Origin of the sequence: Achromobacter denitrificans NBRC 15125 (assembly GCF_001571365.1) — a bacterium.
Classification (GTDB): Bacteria; Pseudomonadota; Gammaproteobacteria; order Burkholderiales; family Burkholderiaceae_B; genus Achromobacter; species Achromobacter denitrificans.
The window spans coordinates 295602-316014 of the sequence record NZ_BCTQ01000002.1 but is presented as its reverse complement, the minus strand read 5'-3'; the positions used below and the strand labels follow the sequence as shown (position 1 = coordinate 316014).

The window sequence follows — 20413 nt, the reverse complement described above, 5'->3', positions numbered from 1 at the left end:
CCGCCGCAGCATCGGCTGCCGCAACGTCGGCTGCCGCGGCTGCCGCGGTCGTTGCGGCGGCCTCGACAGCCTCCGGCTCCGCGGCCGTCGCGGCGTCCTGCGTCTCGGCCGGCATGGCCGCGACTTCCAATCCCGCTTGCTCCAGGGCTTCCGCTCCCGCTTGCGCCGAAGCGTCGGCTCCGGCTTGCGCCGCGCCTTCCGCTTCCGCGTTGCCGGCCTGGGCGCCGGAGACCCAGGCCTCGCCGTCGCGCACGTCCACGCGGCCTTGGCCGACCGCGATCGTCATGAGCTTGTCGGCCGGGTCGACCAGCACGATGGCGGTCTCATCGATCAGGTAGCGCCAGCCGTCGCGTTCCTGCAAGCCCACGTACTCGGAGGCGAAGCGGTGCAGGACCTTCTGCTTGCCGTCGAGCAGGACCGCCTTGCCGCTGCGGCCGGTCTTGGCCAGCCACACCCCGGGCGCGACGACTTGCAATTGCCGGTAGCGCGCGGAGGAAAGCGCCTGGCCGCGGGGATCCACGAAAAGCCAGCGGTCGTCGCGCACCACGGCGATCACGTCGCCATCGCGGATCGGCGCGTCCCGGGATTGCAGCGTCTGGGGCGTTATCGCCCAGCCGCCATTCGTGTCCAGCAGGCCCCACCAGCCGCCGTAGCGCGTATCGCGCAGTTGCGCGGGCAGGTAGCCGCCGGTGGGGGCGGCCAGCCGCATCACGCCCTCGGGCAGCGTGGCCGCCTTGCCGGTCACGGCGTTGACCAGCCGCGGCGGCTGCGGCATTTCCATGGCCGCGAGCTTCTGGCCGCGCTGGAATCCCCAGCTGCGCGTGCCCAGCGGGAAGGTCTTGACCACCTTGCCCTGGCGATCGATCAGCACGTCGCGGCCGTCATCCTCGACCAGCGCCGTGCCTTCGGCGTTGAAGCCGGTGGCGCGCGCGTAACGCGGTTCGATGGCCCAGCGGCCCTGGCGGTCGATGTAGCCCCAGCGCTCGCCCTGGCTGACGGCAGCCAGGCCGTTCTGGAAGGACTCCGCGTCCGTGTAGGCGGGCGCGATGGCCATGCGGCCTTGCTTGTCGAGGTAGCCCCAGGCGCCGGCGTCGTCGTCGGCCGATCCGGTCAGCACCGCCGCCAGGCCTTCCTGGTAGGGCTGCTGGCATTCGGCTCCCGCACCCTGTTCGTAGTGGCCGGCAGCGCAGCGGCCGATCCAGTCGGATCGCGCCTGGGCCGCGCCGTGGGCGGCCAGCGTGCCCACCGCAAGGGCGAGCGCCAGCGGCTTGAGAACGAGCGGGGCCCTCATCGCGCGGCGGAAAGGAAAGAGGCCGCGGGAGCAAAAAGGCCGAGCGGGGCGTGCCACATGGTCATATGCCTGCCAAAAAAGAGAGGAAGGCAGCACTGTAACCACGCGTAGCAACTCATGGTTCGATAAGTGTAACGATAGAAAACCAAGCGTTAGCGAGCCGTTCGGCTCCGCCCGGAAAGCGCTTCAGCCGTCCCGCCGCAGGCCATGCGCCCGCATGCGCAGCCGCAGCAAGGCGCGGGCGCGCGACAGGCGGCTGCGCACCGTGCCGACGGGCACGCCCAGCAGCGCCGCGGCGTCTTCGTACGACAGCTCGTCCACGCAGATCAGGCGCAGCACCTGGCGCGAGCCCCGCGGGATCTCTGCCATGGACCTGTCCAGCAACCCGATCGCCTGCCGCAGCTCCGCCTGGGCGGAGGGGTCGGGGCGCGGGCAGGTCTCGGCCTCCAGCAGGCTCTCGTCCACGAAGGCGTACCGGCATTCCGGCGCGCGGGCCAGGTGGTTGCGGATCAGGTTCAACGCGATGCCGTACAGCCAGGTGGAGGGTTTGCTTTCGCCGCGGAATCGCCCGTAGGACAGCGACATTTCCACGAAGGCCTGTTGCGTGATGTCGTCCGCTTCCGTGTGGTTGCCGATGTGCCGGCCGACGAAGCGCCGCAGGCGGACGCCCTGTTCGCGCACCAGCTGCCCGATGAGGTCCGGGGGAGGACAGCGGGGCGCGGCGGCCTGAGGGGTGGGGGCGGGCAGGGCGGTGGGAGCAGGGTGCATGGTGACGGTGCTGCTGTTCATGGACGGGTTGCTCATGGCGGACGGCGACGCGCGCCAGGCGCGGGCGCAAGCCTGCCCGGCCCGCGGGCGCGGCGGCGCGGGAAAGCCCGGAAGGCAAGGGGAGCGTGCGATGCAGGCCCGCGATCCCCCATGGCCCTTTCGGAAGGGATGCGAGGCGCTGCGGAGCCAGTCTAGGGCGGCGGGAGACCGTCGAAAATACGGCGCGTGCCGTATTTTCGGCCCGCGGCGGCGCGGGCCTCAGGCCGCGGGCAGGCCCAGGCGCACCGCGTAGGCGACCAGTTCGGCGGTGCTGTGCAAGGCCAGCTTGCGCATCAGGTTCTCGCGATGCTTGCGCGCCGTGTAGGGGCTGATGTGCAGGTCCTCGGCGATCTGCGCGGCGGTGGCGCCCAGCGCCGCCCGCGCCAGCACCTGCTGTTCGCGCGGCGTCAGCGTTTCGGCCGGAACGGCGGGCAGGGCGGCTTGCGGCGCGCGCGCGCGGACCGGGCCGTCGGCCAGCTGGGCGATGGCGGCCAACAGGGCCCGGGGATTGCCGGTCTTGGCCAGGTACTCGTCCGCGCCGGCTTCCAGCACCGCGGCGCGGGTGCGCGCATCGGTGTTGGCGGTCAGCACGAGGATGCGCAGGGCCGGGTAGGCCGCGCGCAGGGCGCGCACCCAGGCCGATCCCGACACCCCGGGCATGCCCAGGTCCAGCACCAGCAGGTCAGCGCCGTGGGCCGCCAGCAGGGCCAGCACCTGTTCGCCGGTCGCGGCTTCCTCGATCGGGCCGACGGCCGCCGGCATGCTGCCGAGCATCATCTTCAGCCCTTCGAGCACGATCCCGTGGTCGTCGGCCAGCAGGATGCGCAGGGGCGCGCGCGCGGTGGGGAGGCTCATGGGGGATCGGGCGGGATCGGCCACGGATTGTGTCAGAATGATGCGACATTATAGGGACCCATCCCTGCCAGGCCCATGACCTCCCCCGCCGCTTCCGCCGCGCCGTCTGCGGCCCCTCCCGCCCCGCATTCCCGCTCCGGCCTGGCGCCGGTTCCGCCCCGGCACCCGGAGGCCGCCGCAACGGCCGCCGCGTTGGCCAGCCTGCTGTACCGGCAGTCCTACGGCGTGCTGTTCGCCAATTTCGCGGTGGTGATCCCGGTGGCCTACGTGATGCGCGCCAGCGTGCCGGCCTGGCTGTTGCTGGCCTGGGCGGGCGCCCTCTACGCGCTCACCGCGCTGCGGGTGGCGGTCAGCCGGGCCTACCTGCGCCGCGAGGCCGCGCCCGGCGCCCTGGGCCGCTGGGTGGGCGGGTTCAGCGCGCTTTCCTGGCTGTCGGGCCTGTTGTGGGGCCTGGCGGGGCTGGTCGCCGTACTGTCCCAGGACGCGATGATGCTGGCGTTCGCCTGCGTGATGCTGGCCGGCATGTGCAGCGGGGCGGTGCCCTCGCTCTCGGCCTATCCGCCCGCTTACGCCGGCTCGGCGCTGGCGATGCTGGCGCCCTTTACCGCGGCCTGCCTGGCCGAAGGCGATGCGCTGCACCTGGTCTACGCGGCCTTCGCCGCCTGCCTGTTCGGCGTCAACCTGTATTTCAGCGCCATCACTTACCGCAGCCTCAAGACCACCGTGGCGTTGCGCTTCGAGAACCTGGCGCTGATCCGGAACCTGGAACTGGAGCGCGACCGGGCCGCCGCCGCCGACCGCGCCAAGACCCGCTTCCTGGCGGCCGCGGGCCACGACCTGCGCCAGCCGGTGCATGCGCTGGGCCTGTTCACCGACATCCTGGCCAGCCGGGCCGAACAGGGCCATGCCAGCCCGCAGGACACGCTGCACGTGGCGCGCCGCCAACAGACGGTGCTGGAGGATCTCAACCGCCTGCTGGACGGCTTGCTGGACGTCTCCCGCATGGACGCGCACCTGCTGCGCGTGGAACGGCGCCGGGTGCGCCTGGACGATCTGTTCGAAAGCCTGCGGCAGGACTACGAGCCGCAGGCGCGGGCCCGCGGCCTGCGATTGACGGTCGTGCCCACCGACATCGAGCTGGATACCGATCCGGCGCTGCTGCGACGGATCCTGGATAACCTGCTGGGCAATGCGCTGTCCTACACGCCTCGCGGCCGCGTGCTGCTGTGCGCCCGGCGCAGGCCTGGGGGCGCGCTGATCCAGGTATGGGACACCGGCGTGGGCATTGCGCCCGACGCGCAGGAAACCGTATTCGCGGAGTTCACGCGCGGCGCGGGCGCGCCGGACGCGCCGCCCGGCGGGCAGGGGCTGGGCCTGGGGCTGGCGATCGTGCGCCGCCTGGCCGGGCTGCTGGGCTGCGAGGCCCTGCTGCGTTCCGTGCCGGGGCGCGGCTCGGTGTTCTCGATCCGAGCCCCGGCGGTGGCGCCGGAGGCTGGCATTCCCGCAGGGCATGCAGCGGACAAAAAATAATCGGTTGAAGCGCGGGCGCGGTCACCCTGTAATAGGCGCGATGCCTGCCTGAACGGGGGCGACGTCCGACGCAGAGGTCCGCCATGCCCGCCTTACGCAAGTCTTCCCTCGATGCCCCTCAACTCTGGTTGCTGGTCCTGGCCGGCGGCGTGGTCATGGGCCTGGCCCTGGGGGTGCGCCACGTGCAGGGCCTGTTCCTGCTGCCCGTCACGATGGACCGGGGCTGGAGCCGGGAAACCTTCGCCATGGCGCTGGCGGTGCAGAACCTCACCTGGGGCATCGCCCAGCCCTTCACCGGCATGGTCGCGGACCGCTACGGATCGGCCAAGGTGATCGTTGCCGGGCTGGCCTGCTATGCGCTGGGGCTGGCAGGCATGGCGCACGCTGCGACGCCCGCGGCATTCCTCTGGACGGCGGGCGTGTGTATCGGCATCGCGCTCTCGGGCACGGCGTTCGCCGTCATCTACGGCGCGCTCAGCCGCCTGGTGGCGCCCGAGCGGCGCAGCTGGGCCCTGGGCGTGGCGGGAGCGGTAGGCGGACTGGGCCAATTCACCATGGTGCCGGCCGCGCAATGGCTGATCGGCGGCTGGGGCTGGGTCGCGGCCCTGCTGTCGTTCGCGGTGGCGTGCGCCTTGCTGCTGCCCTTGGCGCTGCCCTTGCGCGAACCCGCCGGCCGCTCGCAGGGCGCGGCCTCGCCGGGGGCCGATCTTTCCCTGTCCGCGGCCCTGCGCGAGGCCTTTTCCCAGCCCGGCTTCTGGCTGCTGAACCTGGGTTTTCTCGCCTGCGGTTTCCAGCTGGCCTTCATCGGCACGCACCTGCCGGCCTACCTGATGGACAAGGGCCTGCGCGCCGCGGACGCGGTGGCCGCGCTGGCCATCATCGCGCTGGCCAACGTGATGGGCACCTATGTCTGCGGCATGCTGGGCGGCCATCACCGGCGCAAGCATCTGCTCGCGGGCATCTACCTGATCCGTTCGGCGGCCATCGCGCTGTTCGTGCTGCTGCCGCTGTCGGCATGGAGCGTCTATCTGTTCGCGGCCGTCATGGGCTTCGCCTGGCTGGGCACCGTGCCGCTGACCAACGGCCTGATCTCGCAGGTATTCGGCGTGCGCTACATCACCACGCTATTCGGCTTCGTGTTCTTCGGCCACCAGCTGGGTTCGTTCCTGGGCGTCTGGCTGGGGGGCGTGGTGTTCGAGGCGACCCGATCGTATGACCTGATCTGGCTGGGCGCGATGGCGCTGGGCCTGCTGTCGGCCGCGCTGCACTGGCCGATCGACGATCGCGAGATCCGGCGCGTCGGGCCGGCGGGCGCCGGCTAGGGCCTGTGCGAGGCTCCTTTTAGTGTTAACAGGCCCTAGGCTACAGCGGCCGGTGCTGCGTGCCCGCGCCCATGGTGACGTGCAGCATGCGACAGGGCTCCAGGACCTTGACGGTATGCCATGCGCCCTTGGGGATCACGTAGGCATCGCCCGCCTGCAGCCTCACTGCCTGGATGCCCGTGGGCCATTCCAGCCGCAGCTCGGCCGCGCCGGATATCAGGCGCACGACCTCGTCGGCCTCGGGGTGCATTTCCCACTGCGGCCAGTCCGAGGCGAACGTGTACTCGGACAGCAGCCAGCCGCGCCCGAACCGGTCGAGCTCCTCGGGCGGCCGCGACCAGAACGCATTGCCGCCCTCCACGGTGGCGCTGGCGCCCGAGGCATCCAGCAGGACATAGTGCGTCGACAGATCGGTGGTCATGGTGCGCTTCCTTGGGTGAGGGGCGTCGGGCCAGTGTAAAGCGATATCATGTCGATCATCGGTATTGAAAGGAGAAGGCGATGCGCCAGGGATTCGACGGGGTCAGGCCCGCGTCCGAGTCTTCCATCGAGATCGGCTTCTTCCATGACGGCCGCCATTGTGTCGAGCGCATCCGCGTCAAGCCCACCGCCGCCAATCTCAAGCGCGCCGCCGAACGGCGGGCCGCCATCCTGGAGGCCATCGCGCGCGGCGAGTTCGACTACGATGCCGAATTCCCGAAACGCGCCCGCGCGACCAAGCCATCACAGGGTTCCGCATGACGAGCAACGAGCAGCTGGAAATCAATGACCTGACGCCGGAGGCCTTCCGGCCCTACGGCTGGATGTTGGGCAAGCCCATCCCGGACGGCAATGGCGTGCCGTTGTTCTCCAACCCGGCCACCGATTTCTGGCAGGAGCACCTGTTCAATACCGGCGCGGGCGGCGACGCCGAACTGCTGTGGGTCAACTATCGCAGCCAGTCCATGGAAATCGCCAGCCTGGAGAAGCACCTGCTGACCCAGCAGGCCATCGTTCCGCTGACGGGCGAGGTCATCCAGGTCGTGGCGAGCAGCGCCGCGGACGGCAGCCCCGACCTGTCCACGCTGGCGGCCTTCCGGGTGCCGCAGGGGCAGGGCGTCTGCATGCGGCCCGGCTGCTGGCACGCTACGCGCGTGAGCGACGCGGAAGTCACCTGCCTGATGCTGACCCGCCGTTCCACCACGCTGGACCTGATCCAGCACCTGACCACGGACGCCGCCGCCAGCGAGAGCGCGATCGTGGCGATTCCCGTGCAACGGCTCGAAGGCCTGGCCCAGGCGGCCTGAGCCTGTCCCTGCGCTTCGGGCCCCGCGCCCGGGCGTCAGTCCGCCTCACTGCATTCGTAGCCCAGCCGGGCGAACAGCGGCCATTTGTTGCGGTAGCTGTCGATCCAGAACATATCGCAGAACGCTTCGAAGGGCGCGTCCACGCGGCTCACCCGGATGCGCGCCGCGTCCCGCGCGTCCTTGGGGCTGAATGCCTGGCCCGCGCTGGGATAGAGCGCGCCGTCCCGGATCGCCTTGCCGCAGTGCCCGCAAAAATTGGTCCATTGCCGATAGTGCTCGGGATCCGGGCGGTAATGGGGCGCCAGCGTCTCCAGCGTCTGCGCCACCGACGCGGACAACAGCCGGGCCTGCGACAACAGCGTCGGTCCTTCGATGCGATGCCATTGCTCCGGACGGTAGAGCCATTCGTGGAACGCCGCGGGGTCCATGCCCGGGCTGTCGGCCGCGTCGTCGTCGAGCACCACATCCGCTTCCGTGCATTCGTGGTCGGCCGGCACCGCCAGCGCGGCCACGGAAGTGGACTGGCCGCAGGCGGCGCACACGTGCGTCGCCTGGAGGAGGAAGTACGAGGGGGCGCGCACGTTCACGGGCGAGAGATTCGCGCCGGGGCTGCCGTCGAGCTGCGTTTCCATGGACTGATCGTCGTTCCTGCAGGGGGCGCCTGGCGCGCCGATTCTTCTACATCTCCGGGAAATATGACAGAATCCCCGGGGAATTCACGCTGTGCACGGGGCGCCGCCACCAGGGCGCCGCCCATTTCAAGTGTTGGAGCCTCGAATGCGCGACCGTCAGATTAGCACCGGACCTTTTCTTGCGGCTTGTCGCCATCGTTCGGCACGAGCAGCCGCCAGGCTCGCCGTCGCGGCCCTGCTGGCGGGCGGCCTGGCCGCCTGCAGCTTCAATTCGCCGGATGCGGCCAGCGGCTCGCAATCGGTCGGCATCGAAGGCGTTACCGCGCAACAGGCGCGCGCCATCGCCCGCGAAGCCTATCTGTACGGCACGCCCATGGTCGCCAGCTACCAGACCATGTACGCCTTCAGCATCGACAAGGGCAATCCGCAATACAAGGGCCCCTTCAACACCGTCAACAGCGTCGCGCGCGTCTTCACGCCGCAGGACACGGCCTTCGTCACGCCCAATGCCGACACTCCGTATTCCTTCGCCGTGCTGGACCTGCGCGCCGAGCCCGTCGTCATCACCGTGCCGCCGATGGAGCCGCGCCGCTACTTCGTGCTGCAGCTGATGGATCTCTACACCTACAACTTCGCCTACATCGGCAGCCGCGGCACCGGCAACGGCGGCGGCCGGTTCCTGGTGGCGGGGCCGCGCTGGAACGGCAAGGTGCCCCCCGGCATCACCAAGGTGTTCAGGTCGGAAACCGAACTGGTCAACCTGGTGGGGCGCACCCAGCTCTTCAGCGCCGGCGACCTGAACAACGTCAAGCGCATCCAGTCGCGCTACCGGGTCCAGACGCTCTCCGCCTTCCGCAAGCAGCGGCCGCCGCAGCCGGCGGCGGAAGTGCGCTGGATCGCGGCCGAGTCGCCGGCGCAACTGCGCAGCTCGCTGGAGTTCTATGAGCAGCTGGCGTTCCTGCTGCAGTTCGCGCCCACGCACCCCTCCGAGAAATCGCTGCGGGAGCGCTTCGCCAGCATCGGCCTGCGCCCCGGCGAGCCCTTTCCCACCGCCGGCATGAACCCCGCGTTGCGCCGCGCCCTGCAGGAGGGCATGCACGACGGCCAGAACGACATCGACAAGAACCGCGAAGCGCTGGACGGCAAGACCGACACGCTATACGGAGACCGCAAGGCGCTCAAGAACGACTACCTGGCGCGCGCCACCGGCACGCAGGTCGGCATCGGGGCCAACAGCCGCGAAGAGGCCTGGTATCCGGTGTTGGAAAAGGACAGCAACGGCCAGCCGCTGGAGGGCACAAACAAGTACGTCCTGCGCTTCGCGCCGCGCAGCCTGCCGCCCGTCAACGCTTTCTGGTCCATGACCCTGTACCGGCTGCCCGATCAGCAACTGGTGGCGAACCCGCTCAAGCGCTACCTGATCAATTCGTCCATGCTGCCGTCGCTCAAGCGCGACCCCGACGGCGGGGTGACGATCCACATCCAGAACGAGTCGCCGGGCAAGTCCAGGGAGTCCAGCTGGCTGCCCGCGCCGCAAGGCCCTTTCATGGTGACCCTTCGATACTACTGGCCGAAGCCGGCGATGCTGGATGGCAAGTGGGTGTCGCCGGAGATCAAGCGGGTGGCAAGATAGCGGCATGAAGCGCAATTTCAATATCCACGACCTGCGTATTTTCTATACGGTGGTCATGACCGGCTCGACCCGGCAGGCCGCGCAGGTCATGCACCTGACGCAACCGGCGATCAGCCACGCCATTTCCCGCCTGGAAGACGCCACCGGCGTGCAGCTGTTCGATCGGTCCCACAAAACCCTGCGGCCGACGGAGGCCGGGCAATACCTGTACAGCGAGGCGAAGTTCGTGCTGGACGAGCTGGTCCGCATCGACGAGGCGCTGCACAGCATCGAACAGTTCGGCGGGCGCGGCTTGCGGATCGCGGCCTCGCCGGCGTTGGCGCTTGGCTATGCGCCGGACGCCGTGCGGCGCTACCTGGACGCGAACGGCACCAGGCCGTTTTCCATCGACATCGAATCCTCCGTGCAGGCGATCAGCGCGGTCGAGACCATGCGCGCGGATTTCGGCCTGGGCGCCGTCAGCCGCGACAGCGCGCGGCTGCATTTCACGCCTTTCCTGCGCGCGGACGTGATGGCCGTGGCGCACCGCGAGCACCCGCTCGCAAGCCGGGACGTGATCGCGGTGGGCGATATCCCGCCCGAAACCTACGTCAAGCCCCTGTGGTCCGACTACGTCGTCGCGCAGGGAGACATCGCGGATTCGCTGGTCCTGCGTTCGGGCATGCGCGCGCACATGTCGCTCGTGCCCGGCACCGTCAGGGCGGTGCGGGGAATCAGCCTGGTGAATGCGCTGTCCGCGTGGGACATCGCGGCCGCCTATCCCGACCTGGTGCTGCGGCCGCTCGCATCCCGGCAGTGGTTCGACTTCCTGCTCATCACCCGCCGGGAAACGCAGAACCTGGAACTGGCCGAGCGGCTGCTGGACGCGCTGCGCGCCACCGCCGAGGAACGCCGCAGCGGCGTGTACGCGCAGACCATCGAGCTGCTGGGCTGAGGTCCTAGGGCCTGTGCGAGGCTCCTTGTAGTGTTAACAGGCCCTAGTCCGCCGGAGGCTGCCAGGGCAGCGATTGCAGGTCGCCGTCGATGCTGATCGCCTGGCCGCTGACCATCGCGCCGAACGGGCTGGCGAGAAACAGCGCCATGTTGGCGATATCGGCGGCGCGCACGAACTGCCGCAGGCTGACGCCCGACAGTTCGAGCCGGGTCTCTTCCTCGACCGTCAAGCCCATGTTCCGGGCGCGCGCCTCGATCACGCGGTCGATCCGCGGGCCGGCCACCAGCCCCGGCAGCAGCGCGTTCACGCGTATGCCGTAGCCCCCCAGCTCCACCGCCAGCGAGCGTGTCAGCCCCACCACGCCCCATTTGGTGGCCGCGTAGGGGGTGCGCATCGGTACGCCCATGCGGCCCGCCACCGAGCTGATGTTGATGATGCTGCCGCCGCCGGCCGCGCGCAGCGCCTGCAGCGCGTGCCGCACGGTATGGAACTGCGAGGCCAGGTTGATGTCCAGCGTGGCGTCCAGTTCCTGGGGCGCGATGTCGGCGATGCCGGCGGTCGGACCGGCGATCCCGGCGTTGTTGACCAGCACGTCCAGGCCGCCCAGCTGCGCCAGCGCTTCCTGCATGTAGCGGTCGATATCGTCGCGCCGGCTCACGTCGGCCCGGGAGTGGGGATGCGGGCAGGCCGCCAGGGCCGGCTCGTCCACGTCGCAGACATGCACGCGGGCGCCGCGCTCGGCAAACGCCGCGGCGATGGCCGCGCCGATGCCGGCCGCGCCCGCGGTCACGATGACGCGCTTGCCGGACAGGTCCACGGGCAGCGCGGAAACATCGCCGGGGAGGTGGCTCTTGAGGGTCATGCGGATTCCTTCCGGCGTGGCCGGTTCAGGGTTTCATCAGCCGGCAGGTGGATTCCTGGGGCGAGGTATAGATCTGGTCGCCGGGCACGCGCGCCACCAGCTTGTAGTAATCCCACGGGCCCTTGGATTCGGACGGCGTCTTGACCTGCATCAGGAACATATCGTGCACCATCAGGCCGTCGGCGCGGATCTTGCCGTCCTTGGCGAAGAAGTCGTTCACCGGGTTGGCCTTCAGCCACTTCATGATCGTGTCGCCATCGGTGCTGTTGGTGGCCGCGACCGCCTTCAGGTAGGTGCTCGTGGCGGAGTAGTCGCCGGCTTGCAGCATCGAGGGCTTCTTCTTCATGCGTTCCTCGAAGCGCGCCGCCCATTGCCGCGAGGGTTCGTCCTGGTCCCAGTACCAGGCCGTGGTCAGGTACATGCCCTGGGCGGCCTGCAGGCCCAGCGCGTGGACGTCCGTGATGATCACCAGCAGGCCGGCGATCTTCATCGCCGGCGTGAGGCCGAATTCGGCCGCCGCCTTCACCGCGTTGCTGGTGTCGCTGGCGGAATTCGCCAGGCCCAGCACCGAGGCGCCCGAGGCCTGCGCCTGCAGGATGAACGACGAGAAGTCCGCCGCGTTCAGCGGGTGGCGGACGCGGCCCTTCACGTTGCCGCCATCGGCGTGCACCACCGCCGAGGCGTCGCGTTCCAGCGCATGGCCGAAGGCGTGGTCCACCGTCAGGAAATACCAGTCCTTGTTGCCTTCCTTCATCATGGCGCGCGCCGTGCCGCGGGCAAGCGACACCGTGTCGTAGACGTAATGCACGGTATAGGGCGTGCACTGCGCGTTCGTGAGTTCGGAAGCGCCGGCGCTCACCACGAAGAACGGCGTCTTCTTCTCTTCGGCCACCTTGGCCATGGCCAGCGCCGCCGCGGAGTTCGCGCCGGCGATCAGCATGTTCACGCCTTTCTGGTCCAGCCATTCGCGGGCCCGCGACGACGCGATGTCGGCGCGGTTCTGGTGGTCCGCCACCAGCACCTCGACCTTCTTGCCCGCCACCGTTCCGCCCAGGTCGGCCACGGCCATCTTGATGGCCTCGGCGCCGCCGGGGCCGTCGGCATCCGCCGACAGGCCCGACATGTCCGTGATGAAGCCGATGCGGATCACGCCCTCGTCGGCCTGCGCCGCGCCCGCCGTGGCCAGGATGGCGGCCAGGGCGGCCGCGCACAAAGTCTTTTTCATGTTGTGTCTCCCCACTGAATGGAATTGTCCGTCAGAACGCGACGTTGTCGCGGCCCTTGAGTTGCAGCGTCTCACGCGCTTCGTCGGGCGTCGCCACTTGCAGCGACAAGTCTTCCAGAATCCGACGGATTCGTCGCACCTGGTCCGCGTTCGAGCGCGCCAGCTCGCCGGGGCCGTCCCACAGCGAGTCTTCCAGCCCCACGCGCACGTTGCCGCCGAGCGTGGCGGCCATCGTCGCCAGGGGCGTCTGCTTGCGCCCGGCGGCCAGCACCGACCAGATGTAGTTGTCGCCGAACAGCCGGTCCGCGGTGCGCTTCATCATCATCACGTCTTCGGGATGCGTGCCGATGCCGCCGCGTATGCCGAATACCGACTGGATCAGGAAGGGCGGCTTCAGCAGCTTGCGGTCGACGAAATGCGCCGCCGTGTACAGGTGGCCGATGTCGTAGCACTCGATCTCGAAACGCGTGCCGTTGTCGCCGCACGAGGTCAGGATGTGCTCGATGTCCTTGAACGTGTTCTTGAAGATCAGGTCGCTGCTGCCTTCGAGATAGGGGCGCTCCCAGGCGTGCTGGAATTCCTTGAAGCGTTCGAGCAGCTCGTACATGCCGAAGTTCATCGAACCCATGTTCAACGACGCGACCTCGGGCTTGAACCGCAGGGCCGGCGCCATGCGGTCGGCCAGCGGCAGCACCGGCGAGCCGCCCGTCGTGATATTGATCACCACGTCCGAGGATTGCTTGATGCGCGGCAGGAATTGCGCATACAGCTCGGGGTCCTGGGTGGGTTGCCCGGTATCGGGCTTGCGCGCATGCAGGTGCACGATGGCCGCGCCGGCCGCGGCGGCGTCCAGCGCGGACTGGGCGATCTCGTCAGGCGTGACGGGCAGGTGGGGCGACATCGACGGCGTGTGGACCGAACCGGTGATGGCGCAGGTGATGATGACCTTGTTGCTGGATTTTTTCATGAGCCTCTGGCGTGCGCGCCGCGCACGCGGTTCTGGGAATTCTCGTGGCCCCGGTCGTCTCCTCCGGGCGAGGCTCATTCTGTCGCAGGCCTTCGGCCTCTGTCACCTGAACAGAACTAATCAATTGATAGGATTTCCGGTGCTGCGGTGCAGCGACCGCGCGGCGCAGAACGGGTTTTTCCCACGCCGGCGGGGCGGCGCTGCAATACAATCTTCCTAGGTCGAAACGCGGTTTCGACGACCTGACCGAATTACGCGTAACGCGCCTGCCCATGCCTGATTTCCCGACTTCCCGCCCGCTGCGTGCGATGCCGCCCGCTGGCGGCCAGATTCCCCGCGCCAGGATCCCGTCATGAGCTACGTGTTGGCGGTGGACCTGGGCGGCACGCGGTTCCGCGCCGCGCTGGTGGACGGGCGCGGCGGTATCGCCCATGCCTGTTTTATCGACAGCCCGGCGGGCGCCTCGGCACAGCCCGGCTGGGACGAGATCGAGCCCGACGCCTGGTGGCGCGGCCTGCGCTCGCTGTCGGACACGCTGGCCGGGCAGGCCGGCGCCGCTTTCGGCTCGGTGGAGGCCGTGGCGATCTGCGGCGTCACGCGCACGCAGGTCTTCATCGATGACCAGGGCGCGGCCATCCGGCCGGCGATCACTTGGCGCGATACCCGCGCGGCCCCGGACGTGGCGGGCTGGCTGGCGGCCATGCCGGCGTCCCACCCCGAGCATGGTCAGATCAACGCCTTCCATCCCTGGGCCCGCGTGGCCTGGCTGCTGCGCGCCGAACCGGACGCCGCGGCGCGCGTGCGCACCGTGCTCGAACCCAAGGATTACCTGAATTTCCGCCTGACGGGACGCGCGGCGAGCGACACCGTGTCCATGGCCCGGCTGGCGGCCGCCGCGGCCGCCTATGCCGACGGGCCGGACCTGCTAACGGCGGCCGGGGCCGATCCGGCCTGGGTGCCGCCGCTGCTCGATCCGCTGGCGGTCGTCGGCGCGGTGCAGGCCGGCCTGCCGGGGGCACTGGCCCGCCTGGCGGGACGCCCGGTCGTGGCCTGCGCCAACGACACCTGGGCCGCCGTCGCGGGCCTGGGCGCGCTACGGCCGGGCTATGCCTACAACATCTCCGGCACCACCGAAGTCTTCGGCGCGGTGGGCGCCGAGCCGGTGCAGGCGCAGGGCCTGATGACCGTGGACTGGGGCGGCGGCCATCACCAGATCGGCGGGCCGGGCCAGAACGGCGCGGACACGGTCGCCTGGCTGTTGCCGCTGCTGGGACGTCTGGGCGATGAAGGCATGGCCGGCGTCGGCGAGGCGATGGATGCGCTGCTGGACGCGCCGCGCGATCCGCAGCCGGCCCTGTTCCTGCCCTATCTGCAGGGCGAGCGCGTGCCTTACTGGGATCCGCACCTGCGCGGCGCCTTCCTGGGCCTGAACCGCCGCCATGGCCCGGGCGACCTGGCCTGGGCCGTGCTGGAGGGCGTGGCCTTCCTGAATCGCATCGTCCTGGAACGCGCCGAGGCCGCGCTGGGCGGCCCGGTCGCGGAAATACGCTTCGGCGGCGGCGCCGCATCCAACGCGCAATGGTGCCAGGTCAAGGCGGACATCTGCGAACGCGCCCTCGTCGTCGGGCAGGCCGAGCAACCCGGCGTGCTGGGCGCGGCGGTGGCCGCCTGGACGGCCCTGGGGCGCTACGACAGCTTCGCCGCCGCGCAGGAGCGGCTGGTGCGCGTGGCGCAGCGCTACGAGCCCCAGCCCGACCGCACCCGCGCCTATCGCCGCATGTATGCGGAGTTCCGCGCGGCCGAAGCCGCGCTGGCCCCCGTGTCGCGGGCGCTGGCCGGGATCAGCCTGTAGCGCCGGCGGCCCCCGCCCGGCGCACCCGGGTATAAACTACGACGCCATCAGCGCCGGAAACCGGCCGGCATCCGCATGCCGGCCGCGGCTTTCCGCAAAATAAATCAAACGCAGCAAGGGTTGAGTCGATGCGCGGCATCCTGGAAAAGTACGGCACGGCAATCGCGGGACTGGTCCTGGTCGGATTCTTCGCTTTGGCCGCGCCGAATTTCGCGGCGCCGAACAACCTCCTGAACATCGCCAAGGAAACCAGCTTCCTGGCCATCATCGCGCTGGGCTTCACGCTGGCGCTGGTCACCGCCGAGCTGGACCTGTCGGTGGCCGACGTGGCCAGCCTGGCCGCCGTGGTCACGGGCGCCCTGGTCCATACCGGACAGCCGGTGCTGCTGGCCATCGGCGCGGGCCTGGGCGTGGGCCTGCTCTGCGGCCTGGTCAACGGCATCGCCGTGACGCGGCTGAGGGTGCCTTCCCTGATCGCCACCCTGGGCATGGCCGCCATGGCGCGCGGCTTCGCCTTCATGCTGACCGACGGCGTGTCCTACGTGGGCCGCTGGCCGGCCGCCTTCACCGATCTCGCCCGCGGCAAGCCCTTCGGCATCCCGGCCTTGGTGCTGTGGATGCTGGGCGCGGTGCTGTTCGCGTTTTTCCTGGTCAAGTGGACCCGCACCGGCGCCCGCATGACCGCCACCGGCGAGGCCGGCGAATCCGCGCGCCTGGCCGGCATCAACATCCGCGCCATGAAGAGCATCGGGCTGGCCCTGTCCGGCCTTTGCGCGGGCCTGGCGGCCGTTCTGCTGACGTCCAGCCTGTCGTCCGCCGCGCCCAATATGGCGGGCGACTACTTCCTGTACGCGATCGCCGCCGTCCTGCTGGGCATGACCATGTTCAATCCCGGCCACGCCAACATTCCCGGCACGCTGGTCGCGGCGCTGATCCTGAAGGTGCTGGGCAACGGCCTGGTGCTCATGGGCGCGCCCTACTACGTGCAGGATATCGTGCTGGGCTTCATCATCATCGCGTCCGTCGCGGTGTCATCGGCCGTGCTGAAGAAAGCGGCTTTCAAATTCTGATCGGAAGGGGAAACCTCCATGCGTAAATCCTTGACGCGCTCCCTGGCGCTTGCCGCGTTCGCCGCGCAGGCGCTGGCCGCCAGCGCCGCCGCCCATGCCTTCGACGTGGGCATCGTCGCGTTCCAGATGTCCTCCGAAACCCACGCCCGCGTCGCCAACGCCGCCGCCGGCGCCGCCCGCGAGAAGGGCTGGACCGTCACCCAGCTGAACGCCGAAGGGTCGCTGCCCAAGCTGGCCGAACAGCTGGACACCCTGGTCAACAAGAAGGTCGACGCCATCGTCATCGCCATGGGCAAGCCCGTGGAGACCGACGCCCAGCTCCAGGCCGCCAAGGAGAAGGGCATCCCCGTGGTCGGCGTCATGTCGGGGGCCAGCCCCCACATGCTGTTCGACGTCGAGGTCAACGAATACGCCACGGGCGCGCAGTCCGTCCTGTACCTGTTGGGCAAGATGGGCTACCAGGGCAACATCCTGTCCGCCCGCTTCGACGGCAACTCCGGCACCCGCATCCGCGGCAAGATGCTGGACGCCGTGCTGACCGAGAACACCGCCGTCAAGGACCTGGCCAAGTTCAGCATGGCCCGCACGCAAAGCTGGCGCGACGACGTGCGCAATGGCATGCAGGCCCTGTTCCTGCGCCACCAGGGCCAGTTCAAGGGCGTCTGGGCCTCCTTCGACGGCCAGGCCTACGTCATCGACGCCCTGCTCCAGGCGCAAGGCCTGAAGAAGGGCGACATCACCCTGGTGTCCGTCGACGGCGGCCCCGAGACCTATCGCCGCATCGCCGACCCCGCCAGCCTGATCACGGCCACCATGATGATTCCCTTCGAGCAGCTGGGCGCCACGGCGGTCGACGCCATCGACCGCATCGTCGTCAAGAAGGAGCCCAGGGAGAACATCGCCTCCGGACCCTACCTCTTCATGGACTCGGTGCTGGTCGACGCTTCCAACGTCCAGAAATTCCTGCAACCCGCCAAGTAAGAGCCAGCAGCCATGTCCGCCGCGTTGTCGCTACGCCAGATCCGGAAATCCTATGGCGCCGTCGAAGCCCTGAAAGGCGTGGACCTGGACGTGCCCGAAGGCAAGGTCATGGCCATCTGCGGCGACAACGGCGCCGGCAAGTCCACGCTGATCCGCATCATTTCCGGCGCGCAGGAGCCCAGCGGCGGCGAACTCAGCCTGGACGGCAAGAAGGTGGTGTTCGCCTCGCCCCACGACGCGCTGGTGCAGGGCATCGCCACCATCTACCAGGACCTGGCGCTGGCCCCGCGCCTGTCGATCTGGGAGAACATCTTCATGGGCGCCGAGCTGGTGCGCCGCGTGGGCCTGTTCAGCGTGCTGGACAAGCGCCGCATGGCGCAGGATGCGCGCGGCTACCTGCAGCGCCTGTCGGTGCCCATCGACGACATGGACCGTCCGGTCGAACGCATGTCCGGCGGGCAGCGCCAGGCCGTCGCCATCGCCCGCGCGCTGCGCTGGGACGCCCGCGTCGTCATCATGGACGAACCCACCGCCGCGCTGGGCGTGAAGGAAACGGCCCTGGTGCTCAACCTGGTGCGCAAGCTGCGCGAGGAAGGGCGCACCGTGATCCTCATCAGCCACAACATGGCCGACGTGGTGGCGCTGGCCGACCGCGTGGCGATCCTCAAGAGCGGCGCCAAGGTCATCGAGCGCGACGTGGCGGGGCTGGACGCGGACGCGCTGGCGCACATGGTGATGACGGGCAGGGAGTGACGCGGTTTCTCGCCGTTCGATCCGGAAGATAAAAAGCCGCGGCCAGGGAGAACCCGGCGGCGGCTTTTTCTGTAAAGCCAAGCGGAATCAGACCGGCGCTTCATCCGCGTTGTAGCTGAAGAGCCACTCGTAGCGTTCACGCACGCGGGTTTCGTTCCACTCGCGGTCCACGTATTCGGCCGCGCCTTCCGCGTGCTCCAGCGCCGGATTGTGGAAGCGCCGCGCGTTTTCGGCCGAGCCGCGCACCACGCGCGATGCCCGCTCCACGCGCGCGGCTTCATAGTGTTTGAAGGCCTGCGGAATATCGTCGGGCCGCGCTTCCAGCGCGCGAGCCAGCACATAGCCGTCCTCGATCGCCATCGCCGCGCCGGAGGCCAGCATGGGCAGCGTCGGATGGCAGGCGTCGCCCAACAACGTTATCCGGCCCTGCGACCACACCGGCAGCGGCTCGCGCAGCATCAGCGCCCACTTGTAGGGTTCGTCCAACGCATGGATCAGCGTCTGCACATCCTCATGCCAGCCCTGGAAGTCCCGCGCGCACTCCTCCACGCTGCCTCGCTCGGTCCAGGATTCCACCTGCCAATCGTCGCGTTCCAGAATGCCCACGAAGTTCACCAGCTTGCCCTGCCGCAGCGGGTAGTGGATCACGTGCGCGCCCGGCCCGACCCAGTTGCAGGCGTAGGGCTCGCGCAGATGCGCCGGCAGCTTCTCGGCGGGGATGACGCCGCGCCAGGCAACCGTGCCGGAGAACGTCGCGGCGTCCGCGCCGAACAGTGCCGCGCGTACCCGGGAATGCACGCCGTCGGCTCCGATCAGCGCCGTGCCATCGATGCGCTCGCCCGATTCCAGCGTGACCGTGACGCCGCCTTCGCGCTGGGTGAACTCCGCAACGCGCGCGCCCAGCGTGATGGCCTCGGGATCGTTGCCCATCACAGCGCGGGCGAGGATCTGATGCAGATCGGCGCGGTAGATCGTCAGGTACGGATAGCCGTAGCGCGCCACCGATTCCGCGCCCAGATCGAACAGCGGCCAGGTCCGTCCGCTGGACCACAGCCGGATGCGCTTGCCGGCCGTAGGGCGGGCGACTTCCATCAACGCGTCCTCCAGGCCCAGCTGGTAGAGCACGCGGTTCGCGTTGGCGCTGAGCTGGATGCCGGCGCCGACTTCGCGCAGCACCTGCGCCTGCTCCAGCACGCGCACGCGCAGGCCGCGCCGCTGCAGGGCCAGCGCGGCGGTCAACCCGCCGAGGCCTGCGCCGGCGATTAGGAATAGGGGGGCGGACGTCGATGTGTGAGACATATTGCTGCGTCGGAAGAAGGTTAGTCCGGTTTGATGCCGGCTTGTTTGACGACCTGGGACCACTTGTCCAGGTCGGTGCGGATCGACTGCGCGAACTGCTCGGGCGTATCGCCCACGGGTTCGAGGCCGAGGTCGGCGAGCTGGCGCTTGACCTCGGGATCGCGAGCCGCGGCGCCCAGCGCCTTGGTCAGCCGCTCGATAACCGGCTGCGGCGTATTGGCGGGGGCCATCAGGCCGAACCAGGAATACGCTTCAAAGGGCTTGCCCAGCACTTCGGCAACCGTGGGCACATCGGGCAATTGCGGGTAGCGCTGAGCGCCGGTGACCGCGTAGGCGCGCAACTTCTGCGCCGCGATCTGCGGATACAGCAGCGTCACCGTGTCGAACAGCAGATCCACCTGGCCGCCCAGCACATCGCTCAGCGCCGGCGCGCCGCCGCGATACGGGATGTGCAGGATTTCCACGCCCGCGCTGCGGTCGAACAGTTCTGCGGTCAGATGGCCGACTGAACCGGTGCCGGCCGACGCCACCGTCAGCGACTGGCGTCGCGAGAGATCGAGCAGTGCCTTCAGATCCGGGCTGGGCAGGGCGGGGCGACTCACCAGAATGAGGGGGCCTCGCACCGCCATCCCGATCGGGGTAAAGGAAGCAATCGGGTCATAGTCCAGCTTGGGGTAGAGCGCCGGCGCAACCACCATGCTGCTGGTGCCGCCCCATAGCAAGGTGTAGCCATCGGGCTGCTCGCGCGTGACTGAAGTCGTGCCTACGGAACCGCCAGCGCCCGCGCGGTTTTCCACGATGACGGGCTGGCCAAGCTGCTCGGCCATGGTTTTGCTGAACAGGCGCGCGCTCGTATCGGTCGGACCGCCCGGCGGGAAGGGCACCACCAGCCGGATGGGCTTTTCGGGGAAGGCCGCCAGCGCGGCGGACATGGGGGCAACGGCCGCGCATGCAATGGCGAACGCCGCGGCGATTCGCGGGGAAAGTCGGAACAAGTTCGTCTCCTGAAAGGAACTGCGCTTATTGTTTTGAGCCATCTCAATCGGAAGGCAACGCATTGATCTATTGCAACCCAAACGGATAAACAAGTAAAACTACGCTATTTTGTTCATTA

20 protein-coding genes are annotated in these 20413 nt (G+C 69.2%); 10 read left to right on the top strand and 10 right to left on the bottom strand.

Features of this window, described 5'->3' with window-relative positions; translation table 11 throughout:
* From ADE01S_RS03765 to ADE01S_RS03755, 3 genes are all read right to left on the bottom strand, one after another.
* The coding region (locus ADE01S_RS03765) for a WG repeat-containing protein (protein WP_167543422.1) at positions 1–1291 on the bottom strand (1291 nt) is incomplete at its 3' end.
* Positions 1292–1477: 186 nt separating this feature from the next.
* The gene (locus ADE01S_RS03760) at positions 1478–2080 is read right to left on the bottom strand and encodes an RNA polymerase sigma factor (protein WP_242663392.1); all 603 of its coding nucleotides are present in this window, start codon (positions 2078–2080) and stop codon (positions 1478–1480) included.
* Positions 2081–2317: 237 nt separating this feature from the next.
* A complete protein-coding gene (locus tag ADE01S_RS03755) occupies positions 2318–2953 on the bottom strand; it encodes a response regulator (RefSeq protein ID WP_062680112.1) in 636 nt (211 codons plus the stop codon).
* 75 nt (positions 2954–3028) lie between these two features.
* Here ADE01S_RS03755 and ADE01S_RS03750 point away from each other — a divergent pair, with 75 nt between their 5' ends.
* Positions 3029–4483: a sensor histidine kinase gene (locus ADE01S_RS03750; protein ID WP_062680111.1), complete on the top strand. Its 1455-nt coding sequence runs from the start codon at positions 3029–3031 to the stop codon at positions 4481–4483.
* 83 nt (positions 4484–4566) lie between these two features.
* Positions 4567–5805 carry an MFS transporter gene (locus ADE01S_RS03745; protein ID WP_062680110.1) on the top strand — a complete coding sequence of 413 codons (1239 nt, stop codon included), beginning with the start codon at positions 4567–4569 and terminating at the stop codon, positions 5803–5805.
* A gap of 40 nt (positions 5806–5845) precedes the next feature.
* Here the strand turns inward: ADE01S_RS03745 and ADE01S_RS03740 are convergent, their stop codons facing one another.
* Positions 5846–6226, bottom strand: coding sequence for a cupin domain-containing protein (locus tag ADE01S_RS03740; protein WP_062680109.1), 381 nt, complete (start codon positions 6224–6226; stop codon positions 5846–5848).
* A gap of 80 nt (positions 6227–6306) precedes the next feature.
* On the opposite strand from ADE01S_RS03740, the gene ADE01S_RS03735 reads away from it, so the two are divergent.
* Both ADE01S_RS03735 and ADE01S_RS03730 read left to right on the top strand, forming a co-directional pair.
* Positions 6307–6546, top strand: a complete 240-nt coding sequence (locus ADE01S_RS03735) for an Arm DNA-binding domain-containing protein (RefSeq protein ID WP_062680108.1) — start codon at positions 6307–6309, stop codon at positions 6544–6546.
* On the top strand, positions 6543–7091 hold the full coding sequence (locus ADE01S_RS03730) for an ureidoglycolate lyase (RefSeq protein ID WP_062680107.1): 549 nt from the start codon (positions 6543–6545) through the stop codon (positions 7089–7091). The genes ADE01S_RS03735 and ADE01S_RS03730 overlap by 4 nt, the downstream gene beginning before the upstream one ends.
* Before the next feature lie 35 nt (positions 7092–7126).
* Here the strand turns inward: ADE01S_RS03730 and ADE01S_RS03725 are convergent, their stop codons facing one another.
* Positions 7127–7723, bottom strand: coding sequence for a hypothetical protein (locus tag ADE01S_RS03725; protein WP_062680106.1), 597 nt, complete (start codon positions 7721–7723; stop codon positions 7127–7129).
* Between the two features lie 145 nt (positions 7724–7868).
* On the opposite strand from ADE01S_RS03725, the gene ADE01S_RS03720 reads away from it, so the two are divergent.
* Together ADE01S_RS03720 and ADE01S_RS03715 are read left to right on the top strand one after the other, a co-directional pair.
* Positions 7869–9356 carry a DUF1254 domain-containing protein gene (locus tag ADE01S_RS03720; RefSeq protein ID WP_062680105.1) on the top strand — a complete coding sequence of 496 codons (1488 nt, stop codon included), beginning with the start codon at positions 7869–7871 and terminating at the stop codon, positions 9354–9356.
* A gap of 4 nt (positions 9357–9360) precedes the next feature.
* On the top strand, positions 9361–10290 hold the full coding sequence (locus ADE01S_RS03715) for a LysR family transcriptional regulator (protein WP_062680104.1): 930 nt from the start codon (positions 9361–9363) through the stop codon (positions 10288–10290).
* Between the two features lie 43 nt (positions 10291–10333).
* On the opposite strand, the gene ADE01S_RS03710 is transcribed toward ADE01S_RS03715, so the two are convergent.
* Genes ADE01S_RS03710 through kce form a run of 3 tightly spaced genes read right to left on the bottom strand, consistent with a single transcriptional unit; the run spans position 10334 to position 13344 of the window.
* A complete protein-coding gene (locus ADE01S_RS03710) occupies positions 10334–11152 on the bottom strand; it encodes an SDR family oxidoreductase (protein ID WP_062680103.1) in 819 nt (272 codons plus the stop codon).
* Positions 11153–11177: 25 nt separating this feature from the next.
* Positions 11178–12377 carry an ABC transporter substrate-binding protein gene (locus tag ADE01S_RS03705; protein WP_062680102.1) on the bottom strand — a complete coding sequence of 400 codons (1200 nt, stop codon included), beginning with the start codon at positions 12375–12377 and terminating at the stop codon, positions 11178–11180.
* Between the two features lie 31 nt (positions 12378–12408).
* Positions 12409–13344: a 3,5-dioxohexanoate:acetyl-CoA acetone transferase gene (kce, locus tag ADE01S_RS03700; RefSeq protein ID WP_062680101.1), complete on the bottom strand. Its 936-nt coding sequence runs from the start codon at positions 13342–13344 to the stop codon at positions 12409–12411.
* Positions 13345–13696: 352 nt separating this feature from the next.
* Between kce and ADE01S_RS03695 the strand changes: the two genes are divergently transcribed.
* The 4 genes from ADE01S_RS03695 (at position 13697) to ADE01S_RS03680 (ending at position 18000) form a co-directional block, all read left to right on the top strand.
* The gene (locus ADE01S_RS03695) at positions 13697–15196 is read left to right on the top strand and encodes a xylulokinase (protein WP_062680100.1); all 1500 of its coding nucleotides are present in this window, start codon (positions 13697–13699) and stop codon (positions 15194–15196) included.
* A gap of 128 nt (positions 15197–15324) precedes the next feature.
* On the top strand, positions 15325–16266 hold the full coding sequence (locus ADE01S_RS03690; protein WP_062680099.1) for an ABC transporter permease: 942 nt from the start codon (positions 15325–15327) through the stop codon (positions 16264–16266).
* Between the two features lie 18 nt (positions 16267–16284).
* Positions 16285–17247 carry a sugar ABC transporter substrate-binding protein gene (locus tag ADE01S_RS03685; RefSeq protein ID WP_062680098.1) on the top strand — a complete coding sequence of 321 codons (963 nt, stop codon included), beginning with the start codon at positions 16285–16287 and terminating at the stop codon, positions 17245–17247.
* A gap of 12 nt (positions 17248–17259) precedes the next feature.
* On the top strand, positions 17260–18000 hold the full coding sequence (locus ADE01S_RS03680) for an ATP-binding cassette domain-containing protein (RefSeq protein ID WP_062680097.1): 741 nt from the start codon (positions 17260–17262) through the stop codon (positions 17998–18000).
* Positions 18001–18087: 87 nt separating this feature from the next.
* Here the strand turns inward: ADE01S_RS03680 and ADE01S_RS03675 are convergent, their stop codons facing one another.
* Complete coding sequence (locus ADE01S_RS03675; RefSeq protein WP_062680096.1) at positions 18088–19299, bottom strand: FAD-dependent monooxygenase; 1212 nt, start codon at positions 19297–19299, stop codon at positions 18088–18090.
* 20 nt (positions 19300–19319) lie between these two features.
* Complete coding sequence (locus ADE01S_RS03670) at positions 19320–20294, bottom strand: Bug family tripartite tricarboxylate transporter substrate binding protein (protein WP_062680095.1); 975 nt, start codon at positions 20292–20294, stop codon at positions 19320–19322.
* Between the last annotated feature and the right edge of the window lie 119 nt (positions 20295–20413).